General features: G+C 34.3%; 12 protein-coding genes and 1 other RNA gene. 11 read left to right on the forward strand and 2 right to left on the reverse strand.

Annotation, left to right across the window (positions count from 1 at the left end; translation table 11 throughout):
- Positions 1–41: 41 nt before the first annotated feature.
- From recJ to CACET_RS08505, 11 genes are all read left to right on the forward strand, one after another.
- Positions 42–1,805 carry a single-stranded-DNA-specific exonuclease RecJ gene (gene recJ / locus CACET_RS08460; protein WP_479722663.1) on the forward strand — a complete coding sequence of 588 codons (1,764 nt, stop codon included), beginning with the start codon at positions 42–44 and terminating at the stop codon, positions 1,803–1,805.
- A 308-nt stretch (positions 1,806–2,113) separates the two neighbouring features.
- Positions 2,114–2,632, forward strand: a complete 519-nt coding sequence (locus CACET_RS08465; protein ID WP_044823905.1) for an adenine phosphoribosyltransferase — start codon at positions 2,114–2,116, stop codon at positions 2,630–2,632.
- A 55-nt stretch (positions 2,633–2,687) separates the two neighbouring features.
- Positions 2,688–4,856: a RelA/SpoT family protein gene (locus CACET_RS08470; protein WP_044823906.1), complete on the forward strand. Its 2,169-nt coding sequence runs from the start codon at positions 2,688–2,690 to the stop codon at positions 4,854–4,856.
- Positions 4,857–4,870: 14 nt separating this feature from the next.
- Complete coding sequence (gene dtd, locus CACET_RS08475; RefSeq protein WP_044823907.1) at positions 4,871–5,320, forward strand: D-aminoacyl-tRNA deacylase; 450 nt, start codon at positions 4,871–4,873, stop codon at positions 5,318–5,320.
- A 17-nt stretch (positions 5,321–5,337) separates the two neighbouring features.
- Positions 5,338–5,958 carry an MBL fold metallo-hydrolase gene (locus CACET_RS08480; protein ID WP_044823908.1) on the forward strand — a complete coding sequence of 207 codons (621 nt, stop codon included), beginning with the start codon at positions 5,338–5,340 and terminating at the stop codon, positions 5,956–5,958.
- 75 nt (positions 5,959–6,033) lie between these two features.
- Positions 6,034–7,509, forward strand: coding sequence for a coproporphyrinogen dehydrogenase HemZ (hemZ, locus tag CACET_RS08485; protein WP_044823909.1), 1,476 nt, complete (start codon positions 6,034–6,036; stop codon positions 7,507–7,509).
- A 13-nt stretch (positions 7,510–7,522) separates the two neighbouring features.
- Positions 7,523–9,295 carry an aspartate--tRNA ligase gene (aspS, locus tag CACET_RS08490; RefSeq protein WP_144414748.1) on the forward strand — a complete coding sequence of 591 codons (1,773 nt, stop codon included), beginning with the start codon at positions 7,523–7,525 and terminating at the stop codon, positions 9,293–9,295.
- Positions 9,296–9,530: 235 nt separating this feature from the next.
- Positions 9,531–10,472, forward strand: a complete 942-nt coding sequence (locus CACET_RS08495) for an S-layer homology domain-containing protein (protein WP_044823910.1) — start codon at positions 9,531–9,533, stop codon at positions 10,470–10,472.
- A gap of 170 nt (positions 10,473–10,642) precedes the next feature.
- Positions 10,643–10,819: non-coding RNA, 6S RNA (gene ssrS, locus CACET_RS19850), on the forward strand.
- 157 nt (positions 10,820–10,976) lie between these two features.
- Positions 10,977–11,741 carry a tRNA threonylcarbamoyladenosine dehydratase gene (locus CACET_RS08500; protein ID WP_044823911.1) on the forward strand — a complete coding sequence of 255 codons (765 nt, stop codon included), beginning with the start codon at positions 10,977–10,979 and terminating at the stop codon, positions 11,739–11,741.
- Positions 11,742–11,783: 42 nt separating this feature from the next.
- Complete coding sequence (locus CACET_RS08505; protein WP_044823912.1) at positions 11,784–12,227, forward strand: SoxR reducing system RseC family protein; 444 nt, start codon at positions 11,784–11,786, stop codon at positions 12,225–12,227.
- Positions 12,228–12,229: 2 nt separating this feature from the next.
- Here CACET_RS08505 and CACET_RS08510 read toward each other — a convergent pair whose 3' ends face one another.
- Both CACET_RS08510 and CACET_RS08515 read right to left on the reverse strand, forming a co-directional pair.
- Positions 12,230–12,661, reverse strand: a complete 432-nt coding sequence (locus CACET_RS08510; protein ID WP_044823913.1) for a threonine/serine exporter family protein — start codon at positions 12,659–12,661, stop codon at positions 12,230–12,232.
- On the reverse strand, positions 12,658–13,449 hold the full coding sequence (locus CACET_RS08515; RefSeq protein WP_052661270.1) for a threonine/serine exporter family protein: 792 nt from the start codon (positions 13,447–13,449) through the stop codon (positions 12,658–12,660). The genes CACET_RS08510 and CACET_RS08515 overlap by 4 nt, the downstream gene beginning before the upstream one ends.
- Positions 13,450–13,595 lie beyond the last annotated feature (146 nt).

Raw genomic sequence — 13,595 nt, forward strand, 5'->3', positions numbered from 1 at the left:
TTTCCTTTATAGAAACATGGTAAGGAAAGGTAGGGGGATTCTTGGAAAAGTGGATGGTGAGAAGTACAAAAGTAGACTTTAAAAAGATATCTAAAGATTTGGGAATAAGTCAAGTTTTATGTAGGATATTGGTGAATAGAGGTGTAAAAAACTATGAAGATATTCAGCGATTTCTCTATCCAAATCTAGAAACATTATATGATCCCAAGGATATGAAGGATATAGAAAAGGCTGTACAAATCGTAACAAATAAAATATTACATAATAAGAAAATTCAGATTATAGGGGATTATGACGTAGATGGGATTATAAGCACCTACATCCTATACATATCCTTATTAGAATGTGGAGCAGATGTTAGTTATGAAATACCTGATAGAGTTAACGATGGTTATGGCATAAATAAAAAAATTATTGAAAATGCTAAAAATATGGGTGTAGATACCATTATCACCTGTGATAATGGTATCTCAGCTTTAGCACAGATAGCGTATGCCAAGGAATTAGGCTTAACAGTAATTGTGACGGATCATCATGATATTCCCTTTGAATGTGACGATGAAGGTAATAGAACCTTCTTAGCTTCGCAGGCGGATGCGATTATAAACCCTAAGCAGATAGAATGTAGCTATCCTTTTAAAAGTTTATGTGGAGCAGGGGTTGCTTTTAAATTTATTGAGGCTTTATTTGATGTGATGGGGATGGCCAAACAACAAGTTCATAAACTAATGGAATTTGTAGCTATTGCTACTGTTTGTGATGTAGTGGACTTAGTTGATGAAAATAGGGTGTTTGTAAAAAGTGGCCTTGAAATTTTACAAAAATCACAAAACATTGGTTTAAGGGCTTTAATCAATGAAACTGCTTTAGGGAAGAAAAAGCTTACGGTTTATGCACTGGGCTTTGTAATTGGTCCATGCCTAAATGCATCTGGTAGATTGGATACTGCTAAAAAAGGTCTAGAATTACTGCTTGCTGATAGTGAAGAAAAAGCACAACTACTTGCAAAAGAACTATATAAACTCAATGAAGAAAGAAAGCATATGACCTTAAATGGTGTAGAAAGTGCGATAGAGACAGTAGAAAACATGAATTACAAGAAGGATAAAGTTTTTGTGATTTATCAGCCAGAAATTCACGAAAGTATTGCTGGAATTATAGCAGGGAGAATAAAAGATAAGTACAATGTTCCAACGATACTTTTAACAAATGCTGAAGAGGGTGTAAAAGGTTCTGGAAGGTCTATTGACAAGTATAATATGTTTGAAGAATTGTTACAATGTAAAGATCTGCTTACTAAGTTTGGTGGGCATCCAATGGCGGCAGGTTTGTCTTTAGAAGCCGCTAACATCGAGGCTTTAAGAGAGAAATTAAATAAGCAAACTCTTTTGACAGAAGATGACTTGATTCAAAAGATCTATATTGATATACCCTTACCCTTAGAATATGTTTCCTTTGACTTAGTAGAAGATCTTCAGCGATTAGAACCCTTTGGCAAAGGGAATAGTAAACCTTTATTTGCTGTAAAAAATGTAAGTGTAAAAAAGGCTATGGTTTTAGGAGCCAAAAATCATGTACTAAAGCTTATTTTGATGGATCAGCGAGGTAAACCAATAGAGGGGATATACTTTGGTGATATTGAAGGGTTTAAGATAGATATGATCAACAAATTTGGAGCTGAGGAACTAGAAAAAATACTTCAAGGGGTATCTAATAACGTAAAGCTGGACATCATCTTTACTCCTGCAATAAACGAATATATGGGGAATAGATCTCTACAGATACAAATTCAAAACTATCGATAGAAACCGATGATGATCCTTAAACCTGAGGCTCTGTTAAATACTATTGTTGATTTTTAGTTAGATAATTATAGTAACAGCCGATGAAGGATTTGTCATCCTGAAGGAACTGAAGGATCTTGGTTTCTATCTTTGATAGAACTAAATATTAAAAAAGATGAAAATTATGGTATTAAGTACCTATAGTTATCAATACAAATATTGATAAAATTCGATATAAAATATATAATAGTATTATTGCATAAAATCTATTTTTGGAAAAAGAATTATTTACATACTATTAGCGGTTGATATTCAAGGAGGTAGGAAAAATGGATTTATCTAAAAAAATAAGAGAAGTACAAGACTTTCCCAAAGAGGGCATTAATTTTAAAGATATTACCACTTTGCTTCAAGATAAAGATGCCTTTCAATATATGGTGAATGAACTATGTGATCAATTGAAGGATTTAGATATAGATATTGTTATAGGACCGGAATCTAGAGGATTTTTAGTAGGTGCTCCCGTTGCCTATAAAATAGGAGCAGGATTTGTTCCAGTGAGAAAGCCTGGAAAATTGCCCTACGAAACGATGCGTCATGAGTATCAGCTAGAATATGGTTCAGATGCTTTAGAGATACACAAGGATGCTATTCAGCCGGGACAAAAAGTAGCGATTTTAGATGATCTATTAGCAACAGGAGGAACTGTATTAGCTACTGCAAAATTAGTGGAGGCTTTAGGAGGAGAAGTGGTATCTATCAATTTTTTGATAGAACTAGTCTTTTTAAATGGAAGAAGCGTATTGAAACCGTATAACATTAAAGCATTAGTAAGCTATGATGCATAGGGAGAAGTATTCATAAGACTATTCAATAATGCTGCTGAAGAGGGTGATATAAGTGATGTTAGAAAATTTAATAGCAATGATCGAAGAATATAACCCTCAGTGTGATGTAGAGCTTATTATAAAGGCATACAACTTTGCAGAAAGTGCACATGCAGGGCAATTTAGAAGATCAGGGGAAAGATACTTCATTCATCCTGTTGAAGTAGCTAAGATATTAGTTGAATTGCAGATGGATAGTACAACTATTGTTGCTGGATTACTTCACGATGTTATTGAAGACACGAGTTATGGCTACGAAAAAATAAGAGCAGAATTCGGTGAAGAAATAGCTGAATTAGTAGATGGCGTTACTAAGTTAACCCGACTTTCCTTTGAATCAAAAGAGGAAAGGCAAGCAGAAAACTTAAGAAAAATGTTTATAGCAATGGCAAAGGATATCAGAGTGATCCTTATTAAACTAGCAGATAGACTGCATAACATGAGGACGCTAAAATATCAGACAGATGAAAAGAAAAAGGAAAAAGCCCTTGAAACTTTAGAAATCTTTGCTCCTATTGCACATCGGTTAGGGATCTCAAGGATAAAATGGGAGTTAGAGGATCTATGTTTAAGATATATTGACCCAGAAGGCTATTATGACTTGGTTGAAAAAGTAGCCAAAAAAAGAAAAGATAGAGAAGACTTTATTAACCATGTAATAAAAGAGCTAAAAGGCAAATTAAGAGAATTTGATATTGAAAACGAAATTTCTGGTAGACCAAAGCACTTCTATAGTATTTATCGAAAAATGACCTATCAGGGCAAATCTTTTGATGAGATCTTTGACTTTTTAGCAGTAAGGATTTTGGTAGATAATTTAAAAGACTGTTATGGGGTTTTAGGTGTTGTACATACTATGTGGAAGCCTATACCTGGCAGGTTCAAGGATTATATAGCAATGCCAAAACCTAATATGTACCAGTCCTTACATACTACAGTGATAGGTCCTAAGGGAGAGCCTTTTGAAATACAAATTAGAACATGGGAGATGCACCAAATTGCTGAATATGGTATTGCTGCCCATTGGAAATATAAAGAAAACAAGATTACTGATAAACAAGCAAATATTGATGATAAGCTGGTTTGGCTAAGACAAATGTTGGAATGGGAGAAGGAGACAAAAGACCCTAGAGAATTTATGGAGTCTTTAAAAATCGACCTTTTCACCAATGAGGTTTTTGTTTTTACTCCAAAGGGTAAAGTAATTAATCTGCCAACAGGATCTACACCTATTGATTTTGCCTACAAAATTCACTCAGACATAGGTAACAAATGTGTTGGTGCTAAAGTAGACGGAAGAATGGTACCCATTGATTATAAATTGAAAAACGGAAATATTGTAGAAGTCTTAACATCAGGACATAGTAATGGTCCCAGTAGAGATTGGTTAAAGATAGTAAAGAGTTCCCAGGCCAAGACAAAAATTAAACAATGGTTTAAAAAAGAGCGTAGGGAAGAAAACGTAAGTAGAGGAAAAGAAGTTCTAGAGAAGGAAGTAAAACGTCAAGGATTAAATGTTGCGGAAGCTTTGCAGATAAAACTACTGAATAACGTTGCTAAAAAACTAAGCCTAAGTAACGAAGAGGATTTATATGCCGCTATTGGATACGGGGGAATTACCCTTACACAAGTGGTACCTAAAATAAAAGATATCATAAAAAAAGAAAATCCTGTTCCTCAAGAGGTGCAAGATAAAGAAATACCTAGAAATGTGGAAAATAGAAACAAGTCTAAGCGAAGTCAAGGGGTAAAGGTGAAGGGCATCGACAACATCATGGTACGTTTTTCCCGCTGCTGTAATCCTGTTCCTGGTGATGAAATCGTAGGATATATTACTAGAGGACGTGGGGTTTCTATCCATAGAAAAGACTGTCCTAATTTATTAGGAAATGATGAAATAACAGAGCGCTTTATAGGTGTAGAATGGGATGTAGGTAAACCTATTTCCTTCCAAGTAGAAATTCAAATCAAAGCAGCGGACCGAAAAGGATTGCTTTCAGAATTAACACATGTTTTATCGGAGGGAAAAGTAACTGTAAATGCTTTAAATGCCAGAACAAATAAAGAAAAAATAGCCGTTCTTAATTTGATATTAGAAGTGACTAGCATTGAGGACCTAAGTAAGCTGATGGAAAAATTAAAGCGAGTTAAAGGGGTTTTAGATGTATTTAGAGTAATTACCTAATAAAGGAGGACATTATGAGAGCAGTTATACAGAGGATCCGTGACGGTAAAGTGACAGTGGAAGAGAAGATAACAGGAGAAATCGAAAAAGGCTTGCTGGTATACTTAGGTGTAGCACATGGAGATACCATGGAAGATATAAAATATATGGTAGAAAAGATCATTAACCTAAGAATCTTTGAAGATGAAAATGAAAAAATGAATTTATCCTTACTAGATGTTGCAGGACAGTTACTAGTGGTTTCTCAATTCACCCTTATGGGAGATTGTAGAAAGGGTAGAAGACCTAGTTTTATCGAAGCAGGAAAACCAGAAGATGCGGAGAAGCTATATGAAGATTTTGTGAACTATTGTAGACAGCAGGGAGTTGAAGTAGCTACAGGTGTATTTCAAACCCATATGATGGTACACTCTGTGAATGATGGTCCTGTTACGATGTTGCTAGACAGTAAGAAAACTTTTTAAGGGAAAGGAGATTAACGATGATTTTAGAAAGACTATCCGTTGGTGTTTATGGAGCAAACTGTTATATTATAGGAGATGAAAAAAACAATGAGGCAGCAGTTGTTGACCCAGGTGGAGATGCTGATGAAATTCTGAAGGTACTAAAGGAGAAGGAATTGCATTTAAAATACATTCTATTGACCCACGGGCATGGAGATCATATTGGAGGATTAAAAGAACTCAAGGAAAAAACAAATGCACCTGTTTATATACATGAAAAAGATCATGCTATGTTGCAGGATAGCAATAAAAACTTTTCCTCTAGAATGGGAGGACCAGTGGTAGAAATGGCAGCAGATCAATTTTTGGAAGAAGGACACTCGTTAAGTCTAGGAGAATTAACATTAGAAATCATCCATACCCCAGGACATACCCAAGGGTGCGTCTGTATACATATAGGAAATGTAGTTCTTACAGGAGATACATTGTTCGCAAACTCTATAGGCAGAACAGACTTAGAAGGCGGAAATCATCAACAAATTATTCAGTCTATCAAGGAAAAACTAATGACTTTAGATGAAAATACAACAGTTTTTCCAGGACATGGACCCGCTACAAAGATTGGGGTAGAGAAAACTACAAATCCGTATATCAGATAAGGAATAAAGTATATTCCTAAAAAGTAAAGGTGATACTAGCTTTAAAAAAGAAATTTTTAGCAGGAGTTCATTTAAATGATTAAAGTCATGTTGATTGGTCATAACTATGATTATGAAGTAAAAGAACTATTAAAATTGTTTTATGAGGCAGAAGATATTGTTATCTTACATAGTGAAAATTCTCTTGATTTTGACATAGAAGAAGATCATATTATAAGCAAAATAGTGACACAAGAGTCCCTAATTGCAGTAAATACTGAGGTGAGAATAAATAATAACATTACTTCTCTTGAAAAATCTTCTCTAGTAGAGGGAAGTCCAGAGGAGATAAAAAAAGTCGCAAAGTATCTTATTAAAGCTTCTATTTTTGAGCTTTTGCAAAAAGAAAAGAAAAAAAAACTCCTATGGGGCTTTTTAACAGGAATACGTCCCACGAAAATTGTGCATGAGTTGATGGAAAAAGGTAAGCAAGATCAAGAAATTATTAGAAAACTTACAGAAGATTACTTTATTGTTAAAGAAAAAGCATTATTGCTATTAGAGGTTGCAAAAATAGAACATGCATATATTTACCCTATAAACCAAAATAAAGTAAGTATTTATATTAGTATTCCTTTTTGTCCTACAAGATGTATATACTGCTCTTTTCCCTCTAATCCATTAGATCAATTTAACAAATATGTTGATGATTATATAGAGGCTTTATGTAAAGAAATCAGAGGTACAGCTGAACTGCTAAATAAACAAAAAAAATATATTGAGACGATTTATATTGGCGGAGGTACGCCTACAACATTAAATATAGAACAATTTTCTAAGTTGTTTGATGAAATTACTTTGTCTTTTGATCTATCAAACCTAAAGGAATTTACTGTAGAGGCAGGACGACCAGATACAATTGATAGGGAAAAATTATCCTTCTTAAAAAGAAATGGTGTAACACGAATTAGTATAAATCCTCAAACAATGAATGATTGTACCTTAAAGGAAATAGGAAGAAGTCATTCTGTATCCCAAACCGTAGAAGCATACCAATTAGCAAGAGAAGTAGGTTTTGACAATATAAATATGGATATCATCATTGGTTTGCCAGGAGAAAACCTTCAAATGCTTCGAAATACTATGGAGGAAATTATGAAACTTGCTCCTAGTAATTTAACAGTACATACTTTAGCCATCAAAAATGCTTCTAAGCTAAAGGAACAGCAGAGACAGCAAAGTCAAGAAAATCCTGAAATAATAAAAATGCTAGGGATGACAGAAGGATACGCAAGACAGATGGGATTGCGTCCTTATTATATGTATAGACAAAAACATATGGTAGGAAACTTAGAAAACATAGGTTACGCTAAAGCAGGGTTTGAATGTATCTACAATATTCAAATTATGGAGGAAAAACAAACCATTATAGCTGTAGGAGCGGGGGCTGTATCAAAGGTTGTATTTCCTAAGGAAAATCGTTTAGAAAGAGTGCCTAATATTAAGAACCTAGAACAGTATATAGAACGTGTAGACGAGATGATAACAAGAAAGAAAAAACAGTTGATTTAGAGGAGATGGGAAAATGATTTCAAAGATGCTAAAGAGAACCCATATGTGTGGTACCTTGAAGGGTGAAAATATAGGAGAAAATGTAATTTTAAGTGGATGGGTCCAAAAAAGAAGAGATTTAGGAGGACTTATTTTTGTTGATTTAAGAGATCGATCCGGATTAATACAAATTGTTTTTGATAAAGATATCTCACAGGAAGCCTTTGCTAAAGCAGAAACATTAGGATCTGAGTATGTGATAAATATACAAGGCAAGGTTTATAAGAGACAATCGATTAACCCTAATCTGCCTACTGGAGAAATTGAAATATTTGCAGAAGAGTTACAAATACTAAGCACTGCTGAAACACCACCTATTTATATTAAAGATGACGATGATGTTTCAGAAAGTCTAAGATTGAAATATAGATACTTGGATTTAAGAAAACCTTCCATGCAAAAGAACTTGATTTTTAGATCAAAAGTGGCTAATGTTGTTAGAAATTTTTTAGCTGAGGAGGGTTTTATAGAAATAGAAACCCCTATGCTGACAAAGCCTACGCCAGAAGGTGCTAGGGATTACTTAGTACCTAGCAGGGTAAATCCTGGAAAGTTCTTTGCTTTACCACAGTCTCCACAACTGTTTAAACAATTATTGATGGTTTCTGGTATGGAGAGATATTTTCAGATTGTAAAATGTTTTAGAGATGAAGACTTAAGGGCAGATCGACAACCAGAGTTTACACAAATTGACTGTGAAATGTCCTTTGTTGATATAGAAGATATTATAGAAGTAAACGAAAGATTACTAAAGAAGGTTTTTCAAGAGACCCTAGATATTACAATAGAGCTACCGATTCAAAGAATTAGCTATAAAGAGGCTATGGAAAGATATGGATCAGATAAACCAGATATACGATTTGGTTTTGAACTAGTAGATGTTTCTGAAATTGTAAAAAATTGCGGGTTTAAAGTATTTTCTGCTGCAATAGAAAATAAAGGTGCAGTAAAAGCTATTAATATTGCAGGTCATGGTGATAAATTCAGCAGAAAAGATATTACTGCTCTTGAAGATATAGCCAAAACCTATGGTGCAAAAGGGCTTGCTTGGATAAAGGTGACAGAGGAAGGTATTACATCTCCTATCGCAAAGTTTTTTACAGAAGAAGAGATGAAGGAAATTTTACAAAAAACCAATGGGAAAGTTGGGGACTTGTTACTATTTGTAGCAGATAAATTTGAAGTGGTTTATGATGCACTAGGTCACTTAAGACTTGAGGCTGCAAAACGATTAAATTTATTGAACCCTGATGAATATAAGTTAGTATGGGTAACAGAGTTTCCATTACTAGAGCATGATGAAGAGGAAAACCGCTATGTAGCAAAACATCATCCTTTTACATCCCCAATGGAAGAGGATCTTGAACTATTAGATACAGCACCAGAAAAAGTAAGAGCGAAGGCCTATGATATTGTACTAAATGGTCACGAAATTGGCGGAGGCAGCATTAGGATTTACTCTACTGAGGTACAACAAAAGATGTTTGAGGTTTTAGGTTTTAGTCAGGAAGAAGCTTGGGAGAAGTTTGGATTCCTGCTAGAAGCTTTCAAGTATGGTACACCACCTCATGGGGGTATTGCTTATGGCCTAGATCGATTGGTGATGATTTTAGCACAGGAAGAAAATATTCGTCAAGTGATTGCTTTTCCAAAGACCCAAAATGCTACTTGTACCCTTACAAATGCACCATCTTATGCTGATGAAAAACAACTCAAAGAGTTGAGTATAGAAGTTGAAACAAAATAATACATAAAAGGAAAGGTCACAGACCTTTCCTTTTATGTATTTTAAAGTATAGCATCCCACTATTTTCATTGGTAAAAATTCCCCATAAACGTTGCAATTTCAACGAAACTTCTGTAAAATGTTTTTATTGGGTACCGTCGATACAAACTATAGTGTTACATAATTTATAGCGAATATCAGAGGGTAGAAACCAACAGACAGAAAAATAAAGCACTCATTTAATGGAGGGATTGTGATGAAAAAAAGTAAGACAGCAAGGAAAATCATCAGTTTCTTAGTAATGACAGTGGTGATCCTTACATCAGTAGGAATGACATTTGCTAATGATCCTGTAAGCTTCAATGATATTCAAGGCCATTGGGCAGAAGAGAGAATTATAGAATGGGCTGAAATGGAGGTTGTTAGAGGCTATGGTGATACATTTAAACCTGATAACAATATCACTAGAGCAGAGTTTATGTCTCTAATGAATAAAACCTTCTATGAGGACATGACGGAGGAAGAAATAGCACAGGCAGAAGTGTATTTAGCCGATGTAGATGCTGATAAGTGGTATGCACCTATTGTAGAGAAAGCAGTGGCAGCAGGATATATTTCTGGATATGGCGAAGGAATTATGAAGCCAGAAAACTTTATTACCCGTGAAGAAGTGGCAACTATCCTTAGCAAAATCTTTGAACTAGATCAGTCTCCTGAAGCTGTTGAAGTTTTTGCAGATACCGATACTATCTCTGATTGGGCTAAAGGACATGTAGGAGCTATTGTAGAAGTTCGTTTTATGACAGGATATACTGAAGGAACCACTAGAACCTTTAAAGGTAATAGCAATATTACTAGAGCAGAAGCTGTAGTTACATTAGATAACGTTTTTACCAAGATTTTCGAAGATCTATTTGAGGGGATTTTTGATGGGGAATTTGAGGACCTATTTGAGGGAATTTTTGACGGTGATTATGAAGACCTTTTAAATGAGATCTTTGGCAGTGATTATGAAGAAATTTTAAATGCAATTTTGAATGGGGATTTTGAAGAAATCTTTGCCAGATTTTTAAGTGGTGAGTTTGATGAAATCTTAAGTGAAATTCTTGGTGAAGATTATGAAGAGATTTTAAATGGAATTTCTCCAGAGGATTTTGATTTTCAAGAGGCTTTATCAATGATGGAGACAATGTTTTAATAAAAGCAAGATGAAAATCTTCTTGAAAGACTAAAATATCCCAGTTATATTTTAAATTAGCAAAGAACATAATAAAAATAAACCAATAAGTTTGTTTCAGCTAAGCCTAGAGAAAGTCTTATAAAGAATGATTCATTGAAATGTTTTTTAAAATATGTTATGATATGAGTATACACCTGCTGTGTGCGTGAATTCGACTATGTTTTGAGCCAACATATTTACATTGGGATTTCGAGTTTATTTATGGAATAAATGCCTTTTCACGAGGACTTAAGAAGTAAGTAACAGAAGACCCACCTGCTAGCGCAGGTTTCAAAACACTCGGATCACGGCATGGTGGGTAAAATAAATATAAACCAATGAAAAATTCCTATTCATAGGAATTTTTTTTGTAACCTGAAGAAAGGTTGACAGGAAAAAATTATTTATATATTATAGACATTAGTTCACAATATAAAATATAGATAAACTATTTCTAAGTAAGGACTAGGAGGAAAAATTAGAATGGCTTTACATCCTTTTTCAAGATCGGAACTTTTAATTGGTACAGAGGGATTAAATAAACTAAGACAGAGTAATATTGCGGTTTTTGGTATTGGGGGTGTAGGAACTTTTGCAGTAGAAGCATTGGCTCGAACTGGTGTTGAAAAGTTTACACTAGTAGACGATGATGATATATGCTTGACAAATATCAATAGACAGATCCACGCAACACGTTCAACCGTTGGTAAACCTAAAGTAGAGGTTATGAAGGAAAGAATTCTTGATATTAACCCTAAAGCAGAAGTAACTACCTTTAAAGAACTCTATAATAGTGAGAGTGCAGAAAGACTGTTATCTCAACAATATGATTATGCCATTGATGCAATTGATATGGTTACAGCAAAACTAGATTTAATTGTGCGGTGTAAAGAAAAAAATATACCTATTATTAGCAGTATGGGAGCTGGTAATAAACTTGATCCAACAAAATTTGTAGTAGATGATATATATAATACCTCTATATGTCCCTTAGCAAAGGTAATTCGTAAAGAGCTGAGAAAAAGAGGGGTAGATAGTTTAAAGGTGGTATATTCCCAAGAAACACCTATGGAGCCTCAAAAAATTAATAGTGATTGCAAAACTGATTGTATATGTCCAAACAAAGATAGAACCTGTACTGTTAGACATCAAATTCCAGGAAGTATAGCCTTTGTACCTTCAGCTGTAGGTTTAATTATTGCATCTGTAGTTGTTAGAGATCTAATAAATTGGGAATATAATCAGTAAGAGGCAATATTAAGGAGGTAACATTTAAAAGGGGGTTATGAAATGAAGCAATGTGGTGTAGTTACCGAAGTGTTTGATACAACCGCCAAAGTATTAATGCAGAGACATTCCAGTTGTGGTAGTTGTAATGCATGTAAAATGGGTCAGGAAGACATGAAAATGGAAATAGAAGCTATTAACCAAGTAAAGGCGCAGGTAGGTCAGCGGGTAGAGGTAGATATGGAAGGACAAAATGTATTGGCTGCTGCATTTATTGTATATATTATCCCTTTATTTGCCTTGTTAACAGGTATTGTAGTAGGTGACAGTCTGCTAAAGCTTTTGGGTGTTAATGACTACAATGAAATATTTGCTGCTGTTATTGGATTTTTATTTATGGCAGCTACTTTTATAGGAATCAGAAGAAAAGAAAAAGTAATAAAATCAAAACGAAAATATGCACCCATCATCACAGAAATTGTTACTGATGAAGAAAAGAAGATCTAAAGCTAGATCTTCTTTCTTTTTCTAAAAGAATTTAATGATAGTACAATGGTAAGTGAACCAGCAATTGCCATGGCAATTAGTAAAGATTCACTTCCGTGGCTTATGGCGAGCTCGTAATCTTCCTCCAAAATAGAAAGCATTGTATAATATAATCCAAAGCCTGGAACCAAAGGAACAATGCCAGGAATAATATATACGGTAATAGGCTGCTTTCCTACGATAGCAAAAAATTCTCCAATTAAAGCAATAACGAAAGAAGCGATAAAAGTAGAAACGACTACAGATTCAAACTTATTATTAATAAGAAGAAATATTGTCCAGCCAAAGGCACCAGCAAAGCCTGACTTGACCAAAGAAGATTTTGGCACATTAAAAAGAATTGCAAAGCCTATGGTACAAATATAAGCAAATAGAAAATTCGTTATATAGGTCATAGTAAAGTACCCCCTGTGATAAAAGTCCAAAGTTTTAATATAAATCCGATACCGAAGGCTATAGAGGTAGCGATGATTAAGGCTTCAGTAGCTCTTGCCAATCCTGATACCAGATCTCCAGCAATAGAATCCCTAACAGCATTTGTTATAGCAACGCCGGGAACCATTACCATTATAGCACCAATGATCACCTTGTCAGTGGAAATCAATGGGTGTAGAGATGAAAGTAAAATAGCCATGACAGCTGCCACTACTCCCCCCGAAATGTGGGTAAGAAAGGGGGAAAATTCAATACTAGTCAAAGTTTTTAGAGTATAGGTTACCAAAATACTTGTAAAAAAAGCACTAAAAAACTCTAGTAGGTTTGCTCCAAACAAAAGACCAAAAAAGGCACTTGCTAAACCTCCAAATAATGCGTGAATATAGTTGGGATAAGGAAGTAAATCGTGAATTTCTTTTAAAGTCTTCATTCCTTCCTCTACCGACATATTACTTTCAACAAACTTTCTAGAGAAATCATTTACTTGAGCAACTTTATTTAAATTAATACCTCTAGATTTAATCCTTTTCGTATAAGACAAAATTTCGTTTTGCTCTTCTCCTTTAGTATCTACAGAAACGAAAAACCCTGTAGGAGTAACATAAGCTTCCACATAAGAGAAGCCCCTTGATTTACATAATCTTATTATTGTATCTTCCACCCGATAAGTTTCTGCTCCGTTCATTAACATAATTTCTCCTGCATAAAGGGCCAGAATCAAAACTTTTTTTCTATTAATTTGTGACATCATATCACCTCCAAAATAAGACTATTATATCAAATATGTGGTAGTAAGTAACGAAGTTTTTGATAAAAATATGTTAAAAATCTCTTTATTAGGATATGATAATGTTAATCATCTTATTTTATTCTAAAAGATATTAAATATAAGTT

This window comes from Clostridium aceticum, assembly GCF_001042715.1.
GTDB classification, from domain to species: domain Bacteria; phylum Bacillota; class Clostridia; order Peptostreptococcales; family Natronincolaceae; genus Andreesenella; species Andreesenella acetica.

Excerpts from the sequence above, each read along its gene's own strand:
- CACET_RS08465 (WP_044823905.1), top strand. The coding sequence starts at position 2,114 with ATGGATTTATCTAAAAAAATAAGAGAAGTACAAGACTTTCCCAAAGAG.
- dtd (WP_044823907.1), top strand. The coding sequence starts at position 4,871 with ATGAGAGCAGTTATACAGAGGATCCGTGACGGTAAAGTGACAGTGGAA.
- CACET_RS08495 (WP_044823910.1), top strand. The coding sequence starts at position 9,531 with ATGAAAAAAAGTAAGACAGCAAGGAAAATCATCAGTTTCTTAGTAATG.
- CACET_RS08470 (WP_044823906.1), top strand. The coding sequence starts at position 2,688 with ATGTTAGAAAATTTAATAGCAATGATCGAAGAATATAACCCTCAGTGT.
- hemZ (WP_044823909.1), top strand. The coding sequence starts at position 6,034 with ATGATTAAAGTCATGTTGATTGGTCATAACTATGATTATGAAGTAAAA.
- CACET_RS08510 (WP_044823913.1), bottom strand. The coding sequence starts at position 12,661 with ATGACCTATATAACGAATTTTCTATTTGCTTATATTTGTACCATAGGC.
- CACET_RS08480 (WP_044823908.1), top strand. The coding sequence starts at position 5,338 with ATGATTTTAGAAAGACTATCCGTTGGTGTTTATGGAGCAAACTGTTAT.
- CACET_RS08505 (WP_044823912.1), top strand. The coding sequence starts at position 11,784 with ATGAAGCAATGTGGTGTAGTTACCGAAGTGTTTGATACAACCGCCAAA.
- aspS (WP_144414748.1), top strand. The coding sequence starts at position 7,523 with ATGATTTCAAAGATGCTAAAGAGAACCCATATGTGTGGTACCTTGAAG.
- CACET_RS08515 (WP_052661270.1), bottom strand. The coding sequence starts at position 13,449 with ATGTCACAAATTAATAGAAAAAAAGTTTTGATTCTGGCCCTTTATGCA.
- CACET_RS08500 (WP_044823911.1), top strand. The coding sequence starts at position 10,977 with ATGGCTTTACATCCTTTTTCAAGATCGGAACTTTTAATTGGTACAGAG.